This window comes from Paenibacillus sp. FSL R10-2199, from assembly GCF_038000235.1.
Classification (GTDB): Bacteria; Bacillota; Bacilli; order Paenibacillales; family Paenibacillaceae; genus Paenibacillus_AQ; species Paenibacillus_AQ phytohabitans.
In genome coordinates, this window is record NZ_JBBOBO010000001.1 from 3,937,903 (window position 1) to 3,960,537 (window position 22,635).

Here is a 22,635-nt window from a genome sequence, read left to right on the forward strand (position 1 = left end):
ACGGCTGTGTTTCGACAGCCGTTTCGTTTGTGTTATAATGGGGTTTATATTTTACAACATCTAGGAAAGCGGGGAATACTCGTGCTGCTTCCACAAATAAATGATCCTCAGCAACTTAAATCTTTGTCAGTCGAGGAGCTGGCAGCCCTTGCGGAAGAAATCCGCCGGTTTTTAATAGACAAACTTACAGTTACCGGAGGGCATCTCGGATCCAACCTGGGGGTAGTGGAGCTCACGCTGGCCCTGCATTACTGCTATGACAGTCCCCGGGACAAGATGATATATGACGTCGGTCATCAGGCGTATGTACACAAGATACTGACTGGCCGCCAAGACCGGTTTGATACACTGCGCAAGCAGGGCGGCTTATGCGGCTTTGTGAAGCGTTCGGAGAGCGAGCATGATGTCTGGGAAGCCGGACACAGCAGTACCTCTTTGTCTGCCGCAATGGGTATGGCTATGGCCCGGGATTTGAAGGGCGAGGACAATAGGGTCATCGCTGTGATCGGGGACGGTGCGCTTACCGGGGGGATGGCCTTTGAGGCGCTGAACCATATTGGACATGAACGCCGCAAGCTGATGGTTATCCTCAATGACAATGAGATGTCTATTGCACCGAATGTAGGAGCCATGCATAATTATTTGAGCAAAATCCGCTCGGACCGCCATTATCTGCGTGCGAAGGATGAAGTGGAAGGCCTGCTCAAGAAAATCCCGGCGATTGGCGGGCGGCTGGCCAAGACGGCGCAGAATGTGAAGGACGGCCTGAAGAACATGCTCGTTCCCGGTGTTCTGTTCGAAGAGCTCGGATTCACGTATCTGGGACCCGTGGATGGTCATGATCTGGAGAAAATGATTGACACCTTCCATCAGGCAGATAATGTGTCTGGTCCTGTGCTGGTACATGTGCTGACGACGAAGGGCAAAGGCTACAAGCCGGCCGAAACGGACTTCTATAAATCACATGCGATCTCACCCTACAAAATTGAATCCGGCCAGTCCCTTAAGGCTGTGAAGGCTGTCAGCCACCCGATGTATACCGAAGTATTCGGGGAGACGCTGATTGAACTGGGCCGTCAGGATTCAAGACTGATTGCGGTCACACCGGCAATGCCGGGCGGCTCGGGCCTGTTCCCGTTCGCCAAGGAATTCCCGGACCGGATGATCGATGTCGGTATCGCTGAGCAGCATGCGGCCACGCTGTGCGCCGCTCTGGCCATGGAGGGGATGAAGCCGGTCTATGCCGTCTACTCCACTTTTATGCAGCGTGCCTATGACCAGATTGTCCATGATATCTGCAGACATAACGCCAATGTAATGTTTGCCATCGACCGTGCCGGTTTTGTCGGAGCGGACGGGGAGACCCATCAAGGGGTATATGATATAGCGTTCATGCGGCACATCCCGAATATAGTGCTTATGATGCCTAAGGATGAGAATGAGCTGCGCCATATGATGAAGACGGCACTGGAATACAATGACGGACCAATCGCTTACCGTTATCCGCGGATTGAGGGCACCGGGGCGGCTGTAGATGCCGAACTGCGTTGTCTGCCTATCGGCTCCTGGGAGCGTCTGCGTCCGGGGGATGATTACGCAGTGCTGGCCTGCGGCCCGATGGTTCAGTTAGCCGAGGAGGCAGCTGAGCTGCTGAAGCGTGAAGGCATTCAGGTTAGCGTAGTGAACGCCCGATTCCTGAAGCCGCTGGATAATACCATGCTGCTTGAACTGGCTCATGCCGGAACCAGCATGGTTGTGCTTGAAGAAGCCAGCCAGGCTGGCAGTCTTGGCAGTGCTGTGCTCGAATTCTATGCGGAACATGAGATTTATGATGCACGTGTCCACTTGATGGGCGTGCCGGATATCTTCGTTGAGCATGGTTCGATCAAGGAGCAGCGCCAGGAAACCGGCCTCACCGTTGAAGCCTTGTGTACGCGGATCAAGGCGATGAAGGCGCTAAGCACTTATACTTACAAGTCGACTTCCAATTCCTGAGTACAGGGTGGAAGCCGGACCCAAGTGACCAGGAGATGAACATGGAACACCCTAAAGAACGTATAGATGTACTGTTAGTTGAGCAAGGCTTCTACGACAGCCGTGAGAAGGCCAAGGCAGCAATCATGGCGGGTCTTGTGCTGGCGAATGAAGAACGGATTGAGAAGCCGGGAATGAAGGTGCTGCGCAGCTCTGTCTTAAGAGTCAAAGGAGCTGTGCATCCCTACGTCAGCCGGGGCGGCCTGAAGCTGGAGAAGGCACTGCGGCAGTTCGGCATTGACCTGAACGGGAGGAATATGCTGGATATCGGCTCCTCTACAGGAGGCTTCACCGATTGTGCGCTCCAGAACGGGGCAGCACATGTGTATGCTATTGATGTCGGCCATAACCAGCTGGACTGGAGCCTGCGCAACGACGAGCGGGTAACCGTAATGGAGCAGACCAACTTCCGCTACATGACCCCGCCTGACCTGAAGGGGCCGGTACCTGATTTTGCCAGTATTGATGTGTCCTTTATTTCACTGAAGATTATTCTGCCGCCGCTGATGGCGCTCCTGAACCGCCCGGCCGATATCGCTGCGCTGATCAAGCCGCAGTTCGAGGCTGGACGGGAAAAGGTGGGCAAATCCGGTGTAGTCCGCGAATCCGCCGTTCACAAAGAGGTGCTTGTTAATGTGCTGTCTATGGCGGCCGGGCTGGGCTATAAGCTGGAAGGGCTGACCTTCTCTCCAATTACGGGAGGGGAAGGCAATATTGAATTCCTGGCTCACTGGAAGCTGCTGCCTGAAGCAGTAGATAACTCTCCGGATGAACAGCACGAACAGCAGCTTTTCCCGGCTGAAGCACAGCCGAATCCTTTCGCCGCGCTTGCCGAATCCGTAATCAAGGAAGCGAATGCAACCTTTAGCGCTACGAACAATGGAAACTCATCTAAACGATGAGTTTCTTTTGCTGCAAAAATAAAGAATTAAATCATCTGCCGTTTTCTGCCTGCAATATACATGCTTCAAGCGGTGTTATACGTTATAATTAATGAACTTGAGCAGGCAACGCTTCATCTGCAGTCAGCTTCAACCTTTTGCTGCCGGATCAGGCTCTGTTATTCCCCTCAAGCAGGATTTCGCCTGCCTTCACGCGAATAGATTCACCGAGGTGATGGGAGTGGCGAGCTCTGACAAGGCCGTTGTAGCACTCATTGGACTGGCAGCGGCAATCTTTATCGTTTACCGGATCTACATCTGGCTCCAAGGTTCCCCAAGATCGTTCATGAAGGACCGGGTGCCGATCAATACCATTATTCAGCCTCATCCGTCCATCGGATTATTAGAGGATGCCGGTTACGAGGTCATTGGCGGCAAGCTGAAGATTCCTTTGTCCTTTCAAGTGAACGGGGCACCGATGTACAGCAGGCTGTTCATTGATTATGTGGCCAGCAAAGATGAGGAGCATTTCTATCTGGTTATTCTGTCCCGGCCGCGCAAAGGGCTTGAGTTCACCGGCAGCGGACTTCGCGACACTTTGCTTCCTTATCTGCTAATTTATCCGGATTGCAGCGGTGTGCTGTACGTGGATACGGTGAATTCAGCAATTCATGTGATTAAGTTAGGCAAAGACGATGGTGAATCCAATTGAGATCAACTTATAAATACGGGAGGCAACAATGAAGGGACACAGGCACATCAAAATAAGAGAAATTATTACGCAGAGGGAGATCGAGACCCAGGATGATCTGGTGGAGGCTCTGCGTGAATCCGGATTTCAGGTTACCCAGGCTACAGTATCCCGTGATATCAAGGAACTGCTGCTGATTAAGGTGCCGATGGATGACGGGCGCTACAAATACTCCCTGCCGACTGACCAGCGCTATAATCCGACCCAGAAGCTCAAGCGGGTGCTGGTGGATAATTTTGTGCAGATCGATTTCTCCGCCAACCTTGTGGTTATGAAATGTCTTCCGGGAACAGCCAATTCTGTGGCTGCACTGATTGATAATATTGACTGGCCGCAAATTATGGGCACCATCTCGGGCGATGACACTATTCTGATTATCTGCCGCCAGCCTGAGGACAGCAAAGGCGTTATTGCACAAATTATGGGTTACATCTCGTAACTTCATCACACTTTTACACTTAAATAAGGGATCATCTTTTCGGAGGTGCTGTATTCGTGTTAGACACGTTATCAATCCGCAATCTGGCCGTCGTTGAGGCGGTGGATGTGCATTTTTATCCCGGCTTTCATGTTCTTACAGGGGAGACGGGGGCAGGGAAATCGATTATTATCGATGCGCTTGCACTCATTGCCGGGGGCCGCGGTTCTGCGGACTCTATCCGGTATGGGTGTGAAAAGGCAGAAATGGAAGCGCTTTTCAGCCTGCCGGGAACCCATCCGGTCTGGGATACGCTGGAACGGCTTGGCATTGGAGCAGAACGCGAAGAGCACCTGGTGATCCGCCGGGAGATTACCTCTCAAGGCAAAAGCACTTCACGGGTGAACGGACAGATGGTCAATCTCAGCATGCTGCGGGAAATCGGTGAACAGCTGGTGAATATCCACGGGCAGCATGAGCATCAGAACCTGCTGAAGGCTGAACGTCATCTGGGGCTGCTGGATACTTACGGCGAAGCTGTGATTGGCCCGCTCAAAGCTGACTACCAGGAGAAATATACGGCCTTCGCCAAAGTGGAAAAAGAACTCCGGGAACTTCAGGAATCCAGTCAAAAAGCGTATCAAATGCTTGATTTGTACCGTTTTCAGCTGGAGGAAATTTCTGCTGCAGGATTAAAACCGGGAGAAGATGAATTACTTGACGAAGAAAGGGTCAAACTATCCCACAGTGAGAAAATGATGGATTCAGTATCCGGCGCATACGAGCTGCTGTATGACAGGCAAGGGCTGGAATCCATCGGGAGTGTCATCTCCAAGCTGGAGGATGCGATCCGTTATGATGAGAAGGGCCTGAGAGCTGTGTTCGAGCAGCTGCAGTCGTCGTATTACCAGCTGGAGGATGCGGCTTTCCAGTTGCGTGACTACCGCGAAGAGATCGAGTTCAATCCGGCGAGGCTGGAGGAAATTGAGAACCGTCTGGATCTGATCACAGGGCTGCGGCGCAAATACGGGGATAGTGTAGAGCAGATTCTGGCGTATTATGAGCAGATTCACCGGGAGACCGATCTTCTGGAGAATAAGGACGAATACATTGAGAAATTGACGGCCAAACGCGATGGCCTGCTCGGCACTTTAATGAAAGCCGCCGGAGCGCTCAGCACGGCACGCCGCCAGTGTGCCACGGATCTCGCTTCCCAAGTGGAAGGTGAGCTGAAGGATCTGCAGATGGAGCGGACTTCGCTTCAGGTCAAAATGGATACGCTCGAAGACCCGCGCGGTATTGAGTATCAGGACCGGCGTTACCGTCTGACCCGGCAGGGGATCGACAGCGCAGAGTTCATGATCTCCCCGAACCCGGGCGAGCCGCTGCGGCCGCTGGGCAAAATCGCCTCCGGCGGTGAGCTGTCCCGCATCATGCTGGCGATGAAGAGCATTTTTGCCCGGCATGACGCCATTCCTGTCCTGATCTTCGATGAAGTGGATACCGGTGTCAGCGGGCGCGCGGCACAATCCATTGCGGATAAATTATACAAGCTGTCCTCCACCTGTCAGGTGTTCTCCATTACTCACTTGCCGCAGGTGGCCTGTATGGCGGATCATCAATATCTGATTGTCAAAAAAGTCGAAGACGGACGCACGATGACCGAAGTGGACTCCCTCTCGGCGGAAGGCCGGGTGCTGGAGCTGGCCCGTATGCTGGGTGGTGTGGAAATTACCGAAAAAACATTGCATCACGCACAGGAAATGCTCGGTTTGGCTGAGGCCAGCAAAGCTGCTGCTGGGTAAGCGGGACAATGATTGACAGTAATAAAAGCCTGGGGGCAAGGTTATCTTATAGGTACGCAATTGGCGACCACCTTTTTCGTCAAGCGAAAGAAGCAAAAGGGAGCGTGACAGCCATTGAAGCCGAACCTCAGGAAGTTAATGCCCGGCCTTTTATTTGCCTTCTTTCTCAGCTTATCAGGTATAACGGGACCTCAACAGAGCTTTGCAGCACCGCTGGAACATCAGCCGCATAAAGCGGTTCAGGGGAATGACAACGAGCTTAGAGTCATCCCGGGAGGTCAGACGATTGGCGTGAAAGTGAAGTCAGCAGGGGTTCTGGTTGTGGGCCATCATCTGATTGAAGTATCGGAGCAGTCCAAGATTTCACCCGGCGAGAACAGCGGACTGATGCCTGGTGATCTGATGACCTCCATTAATGGGGTCAAGCTGGACGAGGTATCGAAGGTAGCAAAGCTTGTGGAACGTGCCGGCAAAAGCAATGATTCCTTAAGTATTGTGTACAAACGCAGCGGCAAAGAGCACAAAGCTCAGCTAAAACCCGCGTATGACCGCAATGACAAGGTATGGAGACTGGGGCTCTACATTCGCGATTCCGCGGCAGGTGTGGGTACCCTGACTTTCTATGCTCCAAAACAAGGCGTATACGGTGCTCTGGGGCATGTCATTACCGACATGAACACCGGCACGCCGATTGTTGTCGGCAGCGGCCATATCGTGCAGTCCAGTGTAACCTCCATTTCCAAAAGCCAGGATGGCGATCCTGGGGAGAAACGGGCTCATTTTCTGAAGGAAAGCCAGGTTCTCGGTAATGTGGAGAGCAATACGGATTTCGGAATTTTCGGCAAAATGACCCGCAATCCGGAGCACAGCCTGTACCAGGAACCGATACCCGTTGCAATGAGCGCTGAAGTGAAGGAAGGCCCGGCACAGATTCTTACAGTAGTCGATGGTCAGCAGGTGGAGCGTTTCAATGTGGAGATCATTCATGTGGCCCGCCAGCAGACTCCGGCGACCAAAGGCATGGTCCTGCGCATCACCGATTCCCGTCTGATTGATAAGACCGGCGGGATTGTTCAGGGGATGAGCGGCAGCCCGATTGTCCAGAATGGCCGGCTGATCGGTGCAGTTACCCACGTATTCGTCAATGATCCCAAGTCGGGTTACGGCTGCTTCATCGAATGGATGCTTCGTGACTCCGGTGTGGTGCAACAAGAGAATTTGCTTCCCTACAATCTTAAGGCGGTTTAGCCTTAAGATTTTTTTGTCGAAGGCCAGCGAGAAACATCGAATCGTGAAACAAAATATTTAATTATAAATCAACGCCGAAAAAAAATAAAGAAAAATAATTTTCGACAGAAGGATATTCAATCTTCATGTCGAAAACTTAAGGGAGAGAAGATAATAAGGAGGAAGCAGCCAGTGCAGAATATTGAAGTGTTGTTGGCCGATGATAACAGGGAGTTCACTAACTTGCTTGCCGAGTACATTACCGAACAGGAAGATATGACCGTGACAGGCATTGCCTATAATGGTGAAGAAGTGCTTCAAATGCTGAGCGGAGCACGCAAAGTTCCCGATGTCCTTATTCTTGATATCATCATGCCGCATCTGGATGGCCTTGGCGTTCTGGAACGCCTGCGCGATATGGATCTGAACCCGCAGCCGAAGATCATCATGCTGACCGCTTTCGGCCAGGAGAACATCACCCAAAGAGCTGTTCAGCTAGGAGCATCTTATTATATTTTGAAGCCGTTCGATATGGAGGTTCTGGCGAACCGCGTGCGTCAGCTTGTGGGCGCCCAAGGCAGCATGAGCACTTCTGCCAGCATGTCCGGCTATTCGAGTTCCAGATCTTCCAGTAATGTGGTACCTTTGTCCAAAGGAAAGAATCTGGATGCCAATATTACATCGATCATTCATGAAATCGGCGTACCTGCGCATATTAAAGGTTATCAGTACCTGCGTGAAGCCATCACCATGGTCTACAACAATATCGAGATTCTGGGTGCCATCACCAAGACGCTCTACCCTGCCATTGCCGAGAAATTCAAGACAACGCCTTCACGCGTGGAGCGCGCCATCCGCCATGCGATCGAAGTCGCCTGGACCCGCGGCAACATCGACAGCATCAGCCATCTGTTCGGCTATACCATTAATATCTCCAAATCCAAGCCAACTAACTCGGAATTTATTGCCATGGTAGCCGACAAGCTGCGGATTGAGCATAAGGTGTCTTGAAGGGGTAAGGATCAGGATACGTGAAAGGGTTAACGGGGAACCGATGAGTCAATCAGTTTCTGCAGAGAATATGTACAAAACACTCCTTCATGGGTATGCAAATCCCTTGAGGGAGTTTTTTTGGAGCAATGATATAAAATAAAATGATGGATATGGAAAATAAAGGTGTAATTATATAGTATTCTTAAATTAAAGGAGACTATTATGAAAACATTAAGATTATTCATGTGTATAACAGTTCTTTCAATGGTATTTGGTGTAACAAGTACATTTGCTTCAAGAGAACATCCGGGCATTTATATTAATAATGATAAATTAGATATTTATGCTAATGTATCATCTCTGGGCACGACACTGGTCCCTATGCGGCCGATCTTTGAGAAATATGGAATGAGCATTGAATGGGATAATGTTACGAAAACAGTAACTGCAACGAAAGAGGGGACGGTCATTAAATTAACACATAATTCTCATGATGGAGTTATTAATGGAGAAAAGGTTGCTTTAACTCAGGTTCCGACCTTAGAACCGAGCAACAATATATTTTACGTTAATCTGAGGTTTGTCTCTGAAGCATTAGGGGCAGCGGTTCAATGGAATAAAACAAACGATGATGCCTCAATCTACATTAGCTTTCCTGAATAATCGTTTAAATTAAAAAAAGGTGATCCCCAACCCAACCGGTCCGGAATCACCTTTTGTCTGTTTTTTTAGTGGATCGACTGGTTAGACAAGCCGTTCAGGTAAGCATCTGCTTCTTCATAGGTCGGGTAGTGAACAGCGAATTTACCGAACAAGCGCTTCATTTGCATTTTCCATACCGGGGAATCTGCAACGTAGACCCAGCCGCCGACACCTGCGGCAATTGCCAGGTCGCCCGTCGGAGCAAGCAAAGCTGCTACTTCCGGAGACAGTACAGTCGGGGATCCCGTTACATCGGTTACGCCGGTGAATCCCGGTTTCAGTTTCTTCAGAGCATTCTCGAAATCAGCTATGTATGCAGGCACGTCACCTTCGGTGAGGCCATAGGCTCTAACAATCACCTGATTTTTTGCTACATTTACTTCCATGGTGTAAGACATGATAATTCCCCCAGTAGTGATTTTGATTTTACATTAGTCTTTATCGGATAATAATGCGGGGTATTTGAGAGAATAAGGAAATCAAAACAGATCAGTTCACAGTTATGGGAATTACCACCATTTAGAGCGGATTTAGCCTTAGGTTTAGCTGCTCTGAGTGCTAATAATGGAGTTTTTATTGATTCTGCCTAAAGAATTTACACAAACAATTGTTATAATGAAACACAAATTGTTATCTTGTGTTATGATATAGGTAGAGGTGGCTCCTATGAACGATTTCGATAACTATCCCGATGAGCTGGGGAATTTCATCCGGCACTTCCGCAAAGCTCGAGGTTTGACCTTACGAGGGCTTGAAGAGAAGAGCGGCATCAGCTATTCACAGCTTAGCAAGATTGAACGGGGAGAGAGTATTCCGCTTAAAGATAACCTGGACAAGATCATTGAGGCGCTCGGGGGGGATCTTAAGAACCGGATGTATCATTTGGCGGACTACATGCCTGACATTGAATACATTAAGACTCTCAAGCAGGGCTACAAGCTGCCGCAGCATAATCAGTCCCAGGATTACATCTATGAAACGGCGTTTAACAAGCTGAAGGAGTTCCGGGCTAAGGAAGACAAAGAAACGTCATATGTTTCGTTTGATTCTGACGAAGTTATCGTTTATGAAACGGAATATGGGGCAGGAATGGTAATAGAGAAGATCGAGAAATATAACCTGACCGATGTCCTGAACGATAAATTCGAGGGAAGTCTGGACAGCCTCCGCAAACAGCCCCGCAAAGGGCGTCAGGCCTATTTGTTCGGAGAATGGCTGCGCGAATGCATCTATGAGCTGAAGGAAGAAGAGCAGGACCAGGTTATCCAGTCATTGAAGGAATTCACCCAGTTCAAAGTTCAGCAGATCAAGGGCGTGTATAAGTGAAGAAGGGCCTAGCTCAGCTTGTTGTCAAAAATGAATAATGTTGCCCTTTCTTGCAGCCATCTATTCATCTTGATCCATAAACAACTACAAATGGTTAGACAGAAAAGGGGATACGAATCATGAGAATCAATATGAAGTTTACCAGCAAAGGTAAAGCTGCAATCGAGAATTTCAATAACGATGAGCTGTTGGAGATCTTTGCAAGATACATCAAAACACTTACTAAGAAATACGATATTGAAGTGGATGTGCCTCTTGAAGTGAATCAGAATATCGTAGGCGACGGTACGATCATTGCCCTGGCGCAGAATGTGAAATGCGATGTGGATACGTTCTTCAAAGAGCTGGGCCGCGATATCAAGGTTCCGCTGAAGAAGAGACTCGGCGGCAAGCTGGAAAATGTCTTCAAAACAGAATTCATCGAGTAGATCCTTGCGTACCAACATAAAAACCATCCCCGCACGTATGTGGAGGATGGCTTTTTTGCGTCTGTGTATGCTGGTCAGGATAGCCTTTCAGCCCTCGCAGCTGAGGGTTACTCTACAGAAGCAGACAGCAGGCTGGAGATTACTTTGGCGGCTTCAGCGCGGGTGGCAGTAGCCTTAGGGGCGAAGCTGCCGTCTGTGCGTCCGGCGATAATCTTCTTATCGACAGCAACGGCTACAGCGGATGCTGCCCAAGCGCTGATGGAAGCCGAATCGCTGAAGCTGACTGCTGTGGAGGCAGTCAATATTTTACCGGCACGAAGATCCAGCCCCTGCTTCACCATAACCGCCATCTGTTCACGGGTGATGGAAGCATTAGGTGCGAAGGTGTCGGCGGTTACACCGCTAACCAGCTTGTTCTCATGAGCTGCTGCAACAGCACCTGCATACCAGGCGGATGCGGGTACATCTTTGAAGACTGGAGATACATTGACTTGCAGCTTCAAAGCTTTGGTCAGCAAGCTGGCGAATTCGGCGCGGGTTACCAGACCGTTCGGATCAAAAGTATCGGCTGTTTTGCCGGAAATGATCTTATCTGCTGTGAGGCTATTGATGTAACCAGCCGCCCAGTGTGACACGGGAACATCCTTGAATACTGCAACGGCAGGCTGTTCCGTAACCGGATCGGCAGCCGGCAGGGAAGGCGCTACAGCTTTACTCACGTCAAGAGTGAAGACGCCGAAGCCTTTTTCATCCACTTGACCTGTATAAGCAATGTTGTCAGTCGTTTTGGCATAGGTCTCTGCTTTGGGAGATGAGGTGAAGGTGACCTTCACATTCCCGGAGATTGGTGCAATCGACCAGTTGTTATCGGCGGACGGATTAATGGTTTTGCTGGCCGTGATATAATCCATCAGGATCTGGCGGTTCTCATCCGGTGAGTCGATGATGTATTTGCTGCCTTTGACACCAGGGAAGTTACCGCCGCCGCTTGCGCGGTAGTTATTGGTTGCCATGATGAAATCCTGATTCGGATCAATCGCTTTGCCGTTATACTGCAGATTGATAATCCGGCTGGAGGAGGCGTCATTCACGGTACCATCCGGTTTGTACTTGGCTGGTTTGGTAACATCGACCTGATAAGTTACACCATCAATTACGTCGAAGTTATAGACGGCGAAGGAGGAATTAAGCAGCTCCTGTGCTTCTGTTGCGGATGGGTTAATCTGATTGAATTTGCCCGCAGACATTTCCAGCCATTCCTTGACCACAGACCCCTTCACGAGAATCGCCTTCAGCGTATTGTCGTACAGGTACAGGTCGCCTGCGCTCTTAATGGCCAGTGGTCCCTGAGCAATATCAGTATATTCTTCCGGGCCGTTACGTCCGGCTTTAAATGGAGCACCGACGGACAGAACCGGGATACCTGCATATTGCGGAAGATTAGCTTTAATGTAATTTTCTACATACTGCTTCTGTGCAGTGGTAACGATCTGTACGGATGGATCATCCTGAACCAGTCCGAAGTAGCTGTAGATCGGTGCGGTCGTTGTGCCAATTGGACTGTTCGCATAGGCAATTGTTGCTTCATGATCGGCCTGCACGGCATCCACAATGGCCTGATCCACGTCTACCGTAGATTTTTTGGCAACAGCATCATAGATTGCCTTGGTGGAGGATTGCGATGAAGCGACCTTCCACTTGCCATCTGTTTTTTCCAGAGTCAGATCGATGAGGCCCAGATTACTGCCGCCGTAGCCGGCCTGTACTGCAGGGACACCGTTGATGGTTCCTTTGGCATTGTCGACACCAGGCAATACTTTGCCGGATGCATCCTTGAAGAGGACATCCAGCGACTTCTCATCTGCAGCAGGGAATACTTTATGCGTATGAGAGAAGGTAATCGCATCAATACCGGCAACCTTACTCAGCGGGAAAATAGCATCCTCTGCCTTCACGTAAGCTTCGGCACTGCCGTTAAACCCGGAATGGGTCATGGCGATAATCAGATCTGCACCGGCTGCGCGCATCTGTGGAATGAATTTCTCAGCTGTAGCTACGATATCCTTGGTAATGACTTTGCCTTCCAGATTGCTCTTGTCCCATTCGGTAATCTGCGGAGTGACAAGGCCGAGTACACCAATCTTCAGCGTCTGCATATTGCCGGCTTCATCCTTATAGGATTTGGTAATGATCTGATAAGGGCTGTATTTGTTAACATCGTTGTCCGGATTGCTGTCTTTGTCATCTACATATACATTGGCGTTAATATAAGGGAAATTGGCGCCTTTGATCGCCTGATCCAGATAATCCAGACCATAGTTGAATTCATGATTGCCGAAGGTGGCTACATCGTACCCCATCAGGTTCATTGCTTTGTACACAGGATGAATCTCGGTGCCCTTTATCGGGTTCACCAGCGCTTTGTATGTGCCAAGAGGTGTCCCCTGGATCAGGTCTCCGTTGTCTACCAGCAGCGTATTGCCAATCTCTTGGCGGGCTGCCTTCACAAGATTAGCTGTGCGGGCCAGTCCGACGGTCAGCGACGTAGCACTCTTATAATAGTCATACGGGAGCAGGTTGGTGTGGATGTCTGTAGTCTCCATGATGCGCAGCTTCATTGTGGAGTCAGCCGGCGCAGCTGCCGCGAACATTCCACTGAATGGCAATACAGTCATAGAAATTACGAGTGAAGATAGAACAGTTTTGTGCAATAAGTGCTGGAAATTATGCCTCATGCAATCTTTCATCCCTTCTATTGTCAAGTTAGGTAACAAACACAAAGAATATTATATAGGAAAGATATTGAAATTGAAATTAAAAACTAAAATTTGATTATCTTAAAATGACAAAAAAGTATATTGCCCGGCAGGCCGGGTCAATATACCAATAAGCAGAATGGTTTTATAGGAGGGCTTGAAAATAGGGATTAGGCATCATAATGATCTGAGCCTAACAGATTTCGGCCAGAGAGGACATTTCTGATGATTTCGATAAAATCAGCTGAAGCTTTAGCTTCCAGCGCCAATTCATAGATGTTAATTAATTGTTCGTCAGACAATAGCTCAAGTGATGAGGGGCGCGGAGAAGGATGAAAATAATATTCCATTAGATTCCTCCATCTGTAGTTGAGAGTGCTAGCAAATAAGTGAATTGTTTTAAATCATTACGAATCTATCAAAATGGTACCATTTGGAAGCTAATCCGTCTGCTGTCATTCGCCCTCTGAATTCATCTTTACAAAAGATGGGTAATATGGGATAATGATTGGCTTTGGTTTGGGATCTTCATATCTACCTTTCTGACGCAATATAAATAATCCCGGAACCTGTAAGGTTCCGGGATTATTATTCTGAATCACGAGCGCTAACTAGGACTCAGAGACGTTAGATTGGCGAGCATTCAAATACTTCTTGATCCGGGATTCGTTGGACTCCGAAACATGAGCGAATTGTTCTCCTTGATTAAATAGAACGACCTTACGTTCTATATCATAGTTTTCTATATTGCTGAGACTGACTACATTACTACGGTCCAGACGTTCGAATCCGTTATCCTTGTATGCAGACAACAGATCGGAAAGGGTGGTGGGGAGAACGAATTCGCCTTCTTTCGTATGGACGAATATTGTATTCTTATAGTTAGAGAAATACAATATTTCTTCTTCCTGAATATCCCGGGAAGAGCCGTCGTTTAGTAGAACACGCATGTTGTCCCCATCCTTGTTCGATTACTTACGTAATTCTTGTGGAGCTTCTGGACTGTGGAATCCTAGCTTCATAACAGCTGCAAAAAAGCGGGCAGATACGTTAAGGGCAGAAGAAGCATGTTTTGCGACCTGTCTTTTCATGATTAGCACCTCCTTTTCCAAGGAATTATTGTAACTGACTGGACTAAAAATGCCAGTCCGATGACAGAGGATGCAATAAAAAAATTTAAACAAACCATTATAACTGAAATTAATTTTAGTGAAGGGTACCATTTCACTGGGATTTGGGTATTTTTATCTGGATTTGGTGCAAATAGAAGCACTAGAATTAAAGAAATAGCTGTAACGAACCAAAGGATGGTATCTGTAAGCTGAAATAAATAAGGGGTCATGGAGCAAATTAAGATCGTCACAATATTACATGCTGTTGCGGATTTTAGGTGAACTCCTCCTGAAAAAACACGAAGTAATGAAAGGCTTATATAGAATATCAGGGTTTCTTTGAGATTGTTCAATATTAATCCAATAGACAGTGAAACGATGAAGGTCAAGAGTGTATTCAAAATAATACTTAAAGCATATTGCATAACTTCAACTGATACTGTTTCTTCAGGGTTAGTTTTCTTTATGGCGAGTGAAATTTTAAGAGCCAAACTGTTCAAAATCATCACCCCGATTTTTTTTGTCTGATTGATACAGGTATCCAAATAAAAGTAGAGCATAGATTAAAGGTATAATAAAGAAAAATCTGAATAGATGTTCTGCAAAAAATAGCATTAGCATTGCAAAAATAATCGAAGGAATTGTTAGAATAAACATAATTTTCTCGCGTTTTCCGATAGTGATTTTTTCATCAGGTTTATCCGGAATAAAGTCAAATCCTTTTCTTCTTTTACCCACGTAATTAGCAATGATAATAGTAGTTGTTGCGGTCAGGATTTGTAATATATAGATTCCTGTAGAAATCGTTGGATAGTTAAGTCCGTATATCCCTGTATAATCAATGATTAAATATAGAAGAGACTGTATTAACAAATAGGATTGGTAAGCAATCGCTGTCATTATAAATGCATAAAAAATATGAATGCGAAAAAGTAACCATAAAAAGCAAATGATAAGAGTGTATTGTACTAGAACATCTAGTTCTGCAAGTTGGTAATCGTAGCGGAGGACATAAGAAAAAAACGCCATAATAATACCCGCAAAGATAATCTCTTTAGAATAAAGATCAATCTTGAACAATTTGAATCCAAGATAGAACAATGCAGAGCTTTCTAATACGGATAGGATTATAAAGAGCACAAAATCCAGCATGCCTACACTCCCAAATACCAAAGTAGCTAATCTTGGTGATATTATACATAATAGGATAAAATGCAACAACAGGTTTTGACACTTTCCGGCAAATATTTCTTAAAAAATGTATTTTGAGAGGAGTTTTACCATGCAGAAGCGTCCAGAGCAGGGAGAATACACCGAATTCCAGTCCAGATATATTACTTTGGTGCCGCCAGAAGGAGATTTGAGGGTCATTCTAAGAGAGCAGACGCAGCAAGTATTGGCTCTGTTTGGCGGACTTACTGAGGAGCAAGGCGCATACCGGTATGCACCAGGGAAGTGGAGCATCAAAGAAATGATAGGGCATCTAACGGATAACGACCGGATTATGTCCTACCGTCTGCTTTGTTTTGCCAGAGGAGAGCAGGCGCCGCTGCCCGGCTATGAAGAGAATGATTACGCTGCTGCTGGCGGATTCGACCGCTTCTCGCTACAGGAGATGATCACGCATTACCGGATCGTCCGGGAGTCCACCCTGACGCTGCTGGATAGTCTGCCGGAGGATTCCTATACACGCAAGGGGAGCTTCGGTGGAATAGCCATGTCGGTTCGGGCGCAGGCCTGTCTGATTATCGGACATGAGCTGCATCATCTGCGGATTCTTCATGAACGTTACTTGAACTAAAATGCTGTAATTAGGCAGGAGGGGAGCGCTTATGAGCTTGCTAAAAGGCATCTGGCATTTCTTCGTTCCGCGGGAACGCACATTAGTATATACCACTTTTGACCAGGGATACCCAGCGTGCTAATTATGGAGGAAAGGCTACGGTTCAGCATGATCTGTATGTACGTAAGGAAGATGAGCACAGTGCACTGAAGGCTATTCATTAGAATAAAACACAAAAAACGCATTTTAGCCTAACAATGGCTGGAATGCGTTTTGGTGTTTTCTATCTATAAAGTGATTAAAGGAAATAACAAAAGGCTAAATAGGATTGGAAGGGGAAACCTTTTAAGCCTTTTATACATTCTTTTTTACAATGGAGGATTCTTGTGGCATTTGCGGCAGACCGGGTAATAGGCTTCATTGCCGCCAATCTGAATCTGTTTGCCGCTGTATACAGGCTTGCCGTCTTCGACCCGTAGTGCCATGGTGGCTTTCCGGGCGCAGAACCAGCAGATGGTCTTCATTTCCTCAATCTTGTCGGCGTAGATCAGCATGTATTTGCTGCCTTCGAACAGATTGTTCTGGAAATCATTTTTGAGGCCGAAGGCCATGACCGGAATGCCGAGCTCATCGACAATGCGCACGAGCTGGAGAATGCAGTCCTTAGTCAGGAACTGGCACTCATCTATCAGCACACAGTGGGGTTTCGGCAGATTGCTGCTGACAATGCTGTAGATATCCGTATTCTCGTCGATAGGGATGGCCTGCTTGCGCAGTCCGATCCGGGAAGAGATGTAACCGACTTCGTCCCGGTCGTCAAGGGATGGAGTGAAGAGGAGTACCGACTTGCCCTGCTCCTCGTAATTATGTGCAACCTTGAGAATCTCAATGGATTTGCCGCTATTCATTGCCCCATACTTGAAAAATAACTGTGCCACGTCCATCTATCCTTTCGCTGTTCAGCTTGGTTAATAGTATCCGAAAAATGCGACCTTATTAGAGTATCATATTCGGGGCCGGGGTAGCCAGTGAAAAGATTGCTCCAGCGGGGATGTGATATAATGAACGCAATTATGTCTTCAGCAGGAGAATCTTGTGAACAGAAAGGAAGTTTATCAGGTGACAGAGAAATTGGAGCAATACAAGGAACGGCTGAACCTACTTCAGGAGAAGGGGGAACTAAGCCCTGAGTCGGAGGATTTACTGGTTCAAATGCTGGCAGAAATGACGGAGCTTCACCGCAGCAATAAGGCATTGCGCCGGGTCATCCTGAAATCGGGACAAGGCTCAGCGATGTCTACCCGTCTGCGGGATGCGCTCTACGAATAAATAAATGGGGTATAACCGATGAAGCTAACCTTCTCTTATCTTAAAAAATACCGTGTCGCAGCCATTGCCGCGCTGGTAATGATGCTGATCGAACTGGCAGTAGAGCTGTCGCAGCCTTTGCTGATCTCCAAAATCATTGATGAAGGCATCCGGGAAAAAGATACAGCGGTAGTCTGGCTGTGGGGCGGTGTGCTAGTGGGAAGCGCGGCAGTGGCGTTTCTTGCCGGAGTGCTCAGCTCCTTTTTTGCATCACATGCCAGCCAGGGGTTCGCATTTGACCTGCGGGACAAGCTGTATGAGAAGGTGCAATCCTTCTCTTATGAAATCTTCAGCCGGTTCCCTACTTCGTCGCTGATTACAAGGCTTACGGGTGATGTGTCTCAGCTGCAGGATACAATATTCATGGGTTTGCGGTTCATGACCCGTATCCCGCTGGTAGTGGTGGGCAGCGTAATTATGGCGCTCGTGGTGCATGTCAAGCTGGGGCTGCTGCTGACGGTGACGCTGCCGTTTTTGGTGATTTTCCTCCTATGGCTGATGCGGAGAGCCTCTGTTCTGTTCCGCAATGTGCAGAACCGGCTGGATGATGTCAATGGTGTCATTCAGGAGAACCTTACCGGTATCCGCCTGATTCGTGTATTTGTACGCATGGGTCATGAGATTAGCCGGTTTGCCTCATTCAGCGGGAAGCTGATGCAATCGACTGTATCCGCGCTGCGGCTCACGGAGACCTCGACACCGTTCATTATGATCATCGTGAATGCTGGAATTCTGGCTGTCTTATGGTTTGGCCGGATTGAGATATCCACAGGTGATGCGACGCTCGGCCAGACCGTTGCAGTCATTAATTACTCCCTGCGCACCATGGGTGCACTGTCTGCGCTGTCTTGGATCATGGTAAGCTTCTCGCGCGCCAGAGCTTCTTCCGTGCGCATTGATGAAGTGATGTCGGCCAGTGAAGGTCCGGGGGAATTGGGAATGGCGCCCCTGAACGGGATGGGGCCAGCGCAAAAGGGTCCTCTGAATCAGAATAAGGTGCCAGCCATTAAGGGGAAGGTCGAGTTCCAGCAGGTCGGCTTCAGTTATCCCGGCAGTGAGATTAAAGTGCTGGAGGACATTTCCTTCACGGTGCAGCCTGGAGAACGTGTGGCGATTATGGGTGCAACGGGCTCAGGTAAATCCTCTCTGGTAACATTGATCCCCCGTCTGTATGAGTGTGGCAGCGGTGTCATCAGGATTGACGGGATGAAGCATACGGAAATTGGCATACAGGCACTGCGGGGATCGATTGGTTATGTACCGCAGGAGGTACTGCTGTTCACCGGCTCGATCCGAGAAAATATTGCCTGGGGTAACGGGCAGGCGGGTCAGGCGGACATTGAGCAGGCAGCCGCAGCGGCACAGATTCATGAGACTGTTACAGGACTGCCGGAGGGGTACGATACCCGGCTTGGGCAACGCGGAGTCAATCTGTCCGGTGGACAGAAGCAGCGTCTGACCATCGCGCGGGCACTGGTACGCAAACCGGCGATTCTGATTCTCGATGACAGCACCAGTGCGCTTGATGCGGTGACGGAGGGGTTTTTACTGGCGGAGCTGAAGACGATGTCCTGCACAACGTTCCTCATCACCCAGAAGATCAGTTCCACTGTGTCGGCCGATCTGATTCTGCTGTTGGACGAAGGACGGCTGATTGCCCAGGGGACGCATAAAGAACTGATGGATGCGTCCCCGCTGTACCGCAAAATCTATCAGTCACAGACAGGGGAGGCGCAGCATGTTCAAAGCACTCATTGAGCCGTTCCGCCATCCGAAGCTGGAGGTCGGACTGGGAGAAGGGAAGGTCTTCGGGGCAATGGGCGCCCGGAAACCGAAGGCCAAAGCCAAGAACTGGTCCGGTACGCTTGGACGGATATGGAGTTACCTTGCGGAGCGCAGGGCTAAGCTGTTATTGGTACTGTTTATGGTCCTGCTCAGCTCAGGACTGTCCCTGCTTGGACCTTACCTGATCAGCCGGGCGGTGGACCATTATCTTGAAGGGGACGGGGGCAGAACCTGGGTGATTTTTCTGGTCACACTGGCGCTTGTCTATCTGCTTAATTCTCTGATTTCCTGGTTGCAGAATATCTGGATGATCGAGATTGCCCAGGAGACCGTATACCGGATGCGTACGGATCTGTTCTCTCATCTGCACCGTCTGCCGATCTCCTTCTTCAACCGCAGGCAGCAGGGGGAGATTATGAGCCGGCTAACCAATGATATTGAGAATATCAGCTCGACGCTGAACAGCTCGGCGATTCAGATTTTCTCCAGTATCCTGACGCTGGTGGGTACGGTGGGGGTAATGCTGTGGCTCAGTCCCTTGCTGACGCTGCTGACCTTCATCGTTGTGCCGCTGATGATGCTGGGTATGCGCTGGATTACCCGGCGGACCGGCCCGCTGTTCAAGGAACGGCAGCGCAATATGGGGGAATTGAACGGATTTATAGAAGAAACGTTGTCCGGGCAGCGGATTATCAAAGCGTTCTCGCAGGAGGAGCGGGTCATTACCGGCTTCAGGGAGCGCAATACACGGATTATGCTGTCAGGGTACTGGGCGCAGGCGATATCCGGTTTCATTCCCAAGCTAATGAATGGTCTGAACAACCTAAGCTTTGCAATCGTTGCCGGAGTCGGGGGGCTGCTCGCCATCCGCGGACTCGTAACAGTAGGGATAATTATTGCTTTTGCCGAATATGCACGTCAATTCACACGCCCGCTGAATGATCTGGCGAACCAGTGGAACACGCTTCTGTCGGCAATTGCCGGAGCGGAGCGGGTATTCGAAGTACTTGATGAAGAAACAGAAGCCAGGGATGAGGGGGCAGCGGTAAAGCTGCAGCATGTGGAGGGCGCGGTGAAGTTCTCGGGCGTATCCTTCTCCTATGATGGAGGCGCAGATACACTGCAGGATATTTCTTTTGAAGCTAAGCCCGGAGAGATGATTGCGCTTGTTGGACCTACAGGAGCCGGCAAAACCACCCTAATCGGCCTGCTGTCCCGCTTCTACGATCCGAGTAAAGGAAGTATTACGCTGGACGGAAGAGAGCTCTCCACGATTACCCGGGAAAGTCTGCGCAGCCACATGGCCTTCGTATTGCAGGATTCCTTCCTGTTCAAAGGAACGATCCGCGACAATATCCGTTACGGCAGACTGGATGCATCCGATGAAGAGGTGGAGGAAGCCGCGAAGCTTGCCAATGCCCATGCCTTCATTATGAGGCTGCAAGGGGGCTATGACCGGATGCTGTCCGTAGACGGCAGCGGCATCAGTCAGGGGCAGAAGCAGCTGCTAGCTATTGCCCGGGCAATTCTCGCGAATCCGTCTATGCTGGTGCTGGATGAAGCTACGAGCAGTATTGATACAGTGACCGAGATTAAGATTCAGGAAGGCCTTCAGGCGCTGATGAAAGGGCGGACGAGCTTTGTGATTGCCCACAGGCTGGGCACGATCCGGGCTGCTGACCGCATACTGGTGCTCCAAGGCGGACGGCTGATTCAGCAGGGTTCCCATGAGGAGCTATTGCGGCGGGGCGGTCTCTATAGCGAACTGGTACAGGGGAGCAAGGGGGCTGCTGCGCAGTAAGTTGCTGCCGGCAAGGATGGGATAGGGAAGATGCTTTGCTGAAATGGGCGGTGCAGGATGGACTTCCGGGCTGCTGCTGTTGCTGTGGCCGCACGAATGTCCCGACTATATCCGCTTTCCGGGGACAGAGATCGGGCAACTTTAATGAAATCCTGCACAAAATACAACATTTCCCTCTACCTACCGGCCTAAAACCATAATTGTTGTAGTAAATGCAGGATTTCACTTTATTTAAGCGGCTTAGCCGGATTATTGTTGTATTTCATACAGGCCTGTTGATTCCCCATATTATGGTATGGATATAATTCCCAAAACAACCTTGTTCCTGAGCAGACTAAGTTGAACCTGCCACTCCAGCGGAAGACTAAATATACGCCAATGCTGCATAAATTCCCAAAGGGTCAGTTGAGCAAAGGCAGGCACGTTGGGGTGGATTTCATCATAAACACGTCTCAGAAGTACATAGACCGCAAGGGCCACAAACAATTGGCTGTATACTGCATTTTCAGTGGTTCCAAATAGACATGGCACGTTCAGATGCTGTTTAATCCAGCGGAAAAAGACTTCAATTTCCCAGCGTGCCTTATAGATTTCAGCGATCACATAAGCAGACTCTTTTCTCAAATCGGTCACGACCCGTACGACTTCCCCCCGGTCATTCTCAAATTCTACGACCCGGTGGCGCTTAGCGGATTGGCACTTCCCTTGACCGATATAACAAGTAATATCACGAACAATGTTCGTTTCTCCCTCTGCGGGTCGCTGGAGGTTTCTCGGCTTCACCAAATGGAGATTGTCTTTGAGTCGAATCACAAACGACTGGCCCTGAAGCACATATTGATCCAATCTGCTGATTTTTCCGTACGCCCGATCCTGTACCAAAATGTAGTCCGTATCTGCCAAGACTTCTCCAAACGGAGCGTCATTGCGCTTCGCGATCGATTCCTCCACGTTCACGGGTGAACGCTGACCCTGCGAAAGAGCAACATGCAGCTTAATGCCCCCTCTGAATTTTTTGTACGAGGCCCAAGGCATTCGGGAGTTCGCCGCCGTGACCGTAGTCGAGTCAATCAGCAGAAGATCTTTAGGCAGATTCAGATGCCGCCGGGTTTGACGGTTACATTTCGTGACGAGCATTTGAAAGATACGTTTGAAGATTTCGTAAGGGACTTCACCGGCCTTGCCGGAAAGGGTGGAGTAATGAATCTCAGGCAAGTCAAAGTTTGGGCCTAAGCGGGCACTTTGCCGGAAGCCGTCCCATTTGTGGTAGCAGGCTTGGACAAAGTAATCGAGTAGCAACCCGACGGTCATTTTGGTTCCTCTATCCACGTAGTCCTTGGTTTGTCCGGTCACCATTTCGACTTCATCCGATGTTAACACTTGTTTGAAAACAGCTAAGAATGGGGTATATTTATTCATGAGGTCGCCTCATTTCGGTTTGGTTTGGTCGTACTTACCATTACCC

At 49.0% G+C, this 22,635-nt stretch carries 22 protein-coding genes; 14 read left to right on the forward strand and 8 right to left on the reverse strand.

Annotated elements, in window-relative coordinates:
• Positions 1-81 precede the first annotated feature (81 nt).
• The 8 genes from dxs (at position 82) to NYE33_RS16875 (ending at position 8,772) form a co-directional block, all read left to right on the forward strand.
• Positions 82-1,995 (forward strand): 1-deoxy-D-xylulose-5-phosphate synthase, encoded by a 1,914-nt coding sequence (gene dxs, locus NYE33_RS16840; RefSeq protein WP_042138729.1) that lies wholly within the window; start codon positions 82-84, stop codon positions 1,993-1,995.
• A 41-nt stretch (positions 1,996-2,036) separates the two neighbouring features.
• A complete protein-coding gene (locus tag NYE33_RS16845) occupies positions 2,037-2,936 on the forward strand; it encodes a TlyA family RNA methyltransferase (RefSeq protein WP_042138728.1) in 900 nt (299 codons plus the stop codon).
• A 97-nt stretch (positions 2,937-3,033) separates the two neighbouring features.
• Entirely contained in the window at positions 3,034-3,627 is a 594-nt protein-coding gene (locus NYE33_RS16850) for a hypothetical protein (RefSeq protein WP_341066731.1), read from the forward strand.
• Between the two features lie 28 nt (positions 3,628-3,655).
• The gene (gene ahrC / locus NYE33_RS16855) at positions 3,656-4,105 is read left to right on the forward strand and encodes a transcriptional regulator AhrC/ArgR (RefSeq protein WP_039300423.1); all 450 of its coding nucleotides are present in this window, start codon (positions 3,656-3,658) and stop codon (positions 4,103-4,105) included.
• Positions 4,106-4,161: 56 nt separating this feature from the next.
• Positions 4,162-5,889 carry a DNA repair protein RecN gene (gene recN, locus NYE33_RS16860; protein WP_341066732.1) on the forward strand — a complete coding sequence of 576 codons (1,728 nt, stop codon included), beginning with the start codon at positions 4,162-4,164 and terminating at the stop codon, positions 5,887-5,889.
• 138 nt (positions 5,890-6,027) lie between these two features.
• A complete protein-coding gene (gene spoIVB, locus NYE33_RS16865) occupies positions 6,028-7,137 on the forward strand; it encodes a SpoIVB peptidase (protein ID WP_256703938.1) in 1,110 nt (369 codons plus the stop codon).
• Positions 7,138-7,308: 171 nt separating this feature from the next.
• Positions 7,309-8,127: a sporulation transcription factor Spo0A gene (gene spo0A / locus NYE33_RS16870; protein WP_042138725.1), complete on the forward strand. Its 819-nt coding sequence runs from the start codon at positions 7,309-7,311 to the stop codon at positions 8,125-8,127.
• Positions 8,128-8,331: 204 nt separating this feature from the next.
• Positions 8,332-8,772, forward strand: coding sequence for a copper amine oxidase N-terminal domain-containing protein (locus NYE33_RS16875; RefSeq protein WP_076245583.1), 441 nt, complete (start codon positions 8,332-8,334; stop codon positions 8,770-8,772).
• 65 nt (positions 8,773-8,837) lie between these two features.
• Here NYE33_RS16875 and NYE33_RS16880 read toward each other — a convergent pair whose 3' ends face one another.
• The gene (locus tag NYE33_RS16880) at positions 8,838-9,209 is read right to left on the reverse strand and encodes a hypothetical protein (protein WP_042138717.1); all 372 of its coding nucleotides are present in this window, start codon (positions 9,207-9,209) and stop codon (positions 8,838-8,840) included.
• Between the two features lie 268 nt (positions 9,210-9,477).
• Between NYE33_RS16880 and NYE33_RS16885 the strand changes: the two genes are divergently transcribed.
• A complete protein-coding gene (locus tag NYE33_RS16885) occupies positions 9,478-10,137 on the forward strand; it encodes a helix-turn-helix domain-containing protein (protein WP_039300411.1) in 660 nt (219 codons plus the stop codon).
• 119 nt (positions 10,138-10,256) lie between these two features.
• The gene (locus tag NYE33_RS16890) at positions 10,257-10,565 is read left to right on the forward strand and encodes a hypothetical protein (RefSeq protein ID WP_039300408.1); all 309 of its coding nucleotides are present in this window, start codon (positions 10,257-10,259) and stop codon (positions 10,563-10,565) included.
• Positions 10,566-10,672: 107 nt separating this feature from the next.
• Here the strand turns inward: NYE33_RS16890 and NYE33_RS16895 are convergent, their stop codons facing one another.
• From NYE33_RS16895 to NYE33_RS16920, 5 genes are all read right to left on the reverse strand, one after another.
• Complete coding sequence (locus NYE33_RS16895) at positions 10,673-13,240, reverse strand: bifunctional 2',3'-cyclic-nucleotide 2'-phosphodiesterase/3'-nucleotidase (protein WP_341066734.1); 2,568 nt, start codon at positions 13,238-13,240, stop codon at positions 10,673-10,675.
• A gap of 251 nt (positions 13,241-13,491) precedes the next feature.
• Positions 13,492-13,671: a sporulation histidine kinase inhibitor Sda gene (gene sda / locus NYE33_RS16900; RefSeq protein ID WP_039300400.1), complete on the reverse strand. Its 180-nt coding sequence runs from the start codon at positions 13,669-13,671 to the stop codon at positions 13,492-13,494.
• Between the two features lie 261 nt (positions 13,672-13,932).
• On the reverse strand, positions 13,933-14,271 hold the full coding sequence (locus NYE33_RS16905; protein WP_042138715.1) for a LytTR family DNA-binding domain-containing protein: 339 nt from the start codon (positions 14,269-14,271) through the stop codon (positions 13,933-13,935).
• 143 nt (positions 14,272-14,414) lie between these two features.
• Entirely contained in the window at positions 14,415-14,933 is a 519-nt protein-coding gene (locus NYE33_RS16915; RefSeq protein WP_197074261.1) for an accessory gene regulator ArgB-like protein, read from the reverse strand.
• Positions 14,914-15,585 (reverse strand): hypothetical protein, encoded by a 672-nt coding sequence (locus NYE33_RS16920; protein WP_042138714.1) that lies wholly within the window; start codon positions 15,583-15,585, stop codon positions 14,914-14,916. The genes NYE33_RS16915 and NYE33_RS16920 overlap by 20 nt, the downstream gene beginning before the upstream one ends.
• A 130-nt stretch (positions 15,586-15,715) precedes the next feature.
• Here NYE33_RS16920 and NYE33_RS16925 point away from each other — a divergent pair, with 130 nt between their 5' ends.
• Positions 15,716-16,234 carry a DinB family protein gene (locus NYE33_RS16925; RefSeq protein ID WP_042138713.1) on the forward strand — a complete coding sequence of 173 codons (519 nt, stop codon included), beginning with the start codon at positions 15,716-15,718 and terminating at the stop codon, positions 16,232-16,234.
• A 350-nt stretch (positions 16,235-16,584) separates the two neighbouring features.
• On the opposite strand, the gene NYE33_RS16930 is transcribed toward NYE33_RS16925, so the two are convergent.
• Positions 16,585-17,154, reverse strand: coding sequence for a thymidine kinase (locus NYE33_RS16930; RefSeq protein ID WP_042138712.1), 570 nt, complete (start codon positions 17,152-17,154; stop codon positions 16,585-16,587).
• A 157-nt stretch (positions 17,155-17,311) separates the two neighbouring features.
• On the opposite strand from NYE33_RS16930, the gene NYE33_RS16935 reads away from it, so the two are divergent.
• The 3 genes from NYE33_RS16935 to NYE33_RS16945 are packed head-to-tail and all read left to right on the forward strand — an operon-like array spanning position 17,312 to position 21,170.
• Entirely contained in the window at positions 17,312-17,545 is a 234-nt protein-coding gene (locus NYE33_RS16935) for a hypothetical protein (RefSeq protein ID WP_042138711.1), read from the forward strand.
• 18 nt (positions 17,546-17,563) lie between these two features.
• The gene (locus NYE33_RS16940; protein WP_341066736.1) at positions 17,564-19,342 is read left to right on the forward strand and encodes an ABC transporter ATP-binding protein; all 1,779 of its coding nucleotides are present in this window, start codon (positions 17,564-17,566) and stop codon (positions 19,340-19,342) included.
• A complete protein-coding gene (locus NYE33_RS16945) occupies positions 19,323-21,170 on the forward strand; it encodes an ABC transporter ATP-binding protein (RefSeq protein ID WP_076245575.1) in 1,848 nt (615 codons plus the stop codon). The genes NYE33_RS16940 and NYE33_RS16945 overlap by 20 nt, the downstream gene beginning before the upstream one ends.
• 288 nt (positions 21,171-21,458) lie before the next feature.
• On the opposite strand, the gene NYE33_RS16950 is transcribed toward NYE33_RS16945, so the two are convergent.
• Positions 21,459-22,589: an IS4 family transposase gene (locus NYE33_RS16950; protein ID WP_042135621.1), complete on the reverse strand. Its 1,131-nt coding sequence runs from the start codon at positions 22,587-22,589 to the stop codon at positions 21,459-21,461.
• Between the last annotated feature and the right edge of the window lie 46 nt (positions 22,590-22,635).

Excerpts from the sequence above, each read along its gene's own strand:
- NYE33_RS16880 (WP_042138717.1), bottom strand. The coding sequence starts at position 9,209 with ATGTCTTACACCATGGAAGTAAATGTAGCAAAAAATCAGGTGATTGTT.
- NYE33_RS16890 (WP_039300408.1), top strand. The coding sequence starts at position 10,257 with ATGAGAATCAATATGAAGTTTACCAGCAAAGGTAAAGCTGCAATCGAG.
- NYE33_RS16885 (WP_039300411.1), top strand. The coding sequence starts at position 9,478 with ATGAACGATTTCGATAACTATCCCGATGAGCTGGGGAATTTCATCCGG.
- ahrC (WP_039300423.1), top strand. The coding sequence starts at position 3,656 with ATGAAGGGACACAGGCACATCAAAATAAGAGAAATTATTACGCAGAGG.
- NYE33_RS16920 (WP_042138714.1), bottom strand. The coding sequence starts at position 15,585 with ATGCTGGATTTTGTGCTCTTTATAATCCTATCCGTATTAGAAAGCTCT.
- spoIVB (WP_256703938.1), top strand. The coding sequence starts at position 6,028 with ATGCCCGGCCTTTTATTTGCCTTCTTTCTCAGCTTATCAGGTATAACG.
- NYE33_RS16945 (WP_076245575.1), top strand. The coding sequence starts at position 19,323 with ATGTTCAAAGCACTCATTGAGCCGTTCCGCCATCCGAAGCTGGAGGTC.
- NYE33_RS16905 (WP_042138715.1), bottom strand. The coding sequence starts at position 14,271 with ATGCGTGTTCTACTAAACGACGGCTCTTCCCGGGATATTCAGGAAGAA.
- sda (WP_039300400.1), bottom strand. The coding sequence starts at position 13,671 with ATGGAATATTATTTTCATCCTTCTCCGCGCCCCTCATCACTTGAGCTA.
- NYE33_RS16925 (WP_042138713.1), top strand. The coding sequence starts at position 15,716 with ATGCAGAAGCGTCCAGAGCAGGGAGAATACACCGAATTCCAGTCCAGA.
- NYE33_RS16845 (WP_042138728.1), top strand. The coding sequence starts at position 2,037 with ATGGAACACCCTAAAGAACGTATAGATGTACTGTTAGTTGAGCAAGGC.
- NYE33_RS16875 (WP_076245583.1), top strand. The coding sequence starts at position 8,332 with ATGAAAACATTAAGATTATTCATGTGTATAACAGTTCTTTCAATGGTA.
- NYE33_RS16895 (WP_341066734.1), bottom strand. The coding sequence starts at position 13,240 with ATGACTGTATTGCCATTCAGTGGAATGTTCGCGGCAGCTGCGCCGGCT.
- NYE33_RS16950 (WP_042135621.1), bottom strand. The coding sequence starts at position 22,589 with ATGAATAAATATACCCCATTCTTAGCTGTTTTCAAACAAGTGTTAACA.
- NYE33_RS16940 (WP_341066736.1), top strand. The coding sequence starts at position 17,564 with ATGAAGCTAACCTTCTCTTATCTTAAAAAATACCGTGTCGCAGCCATT.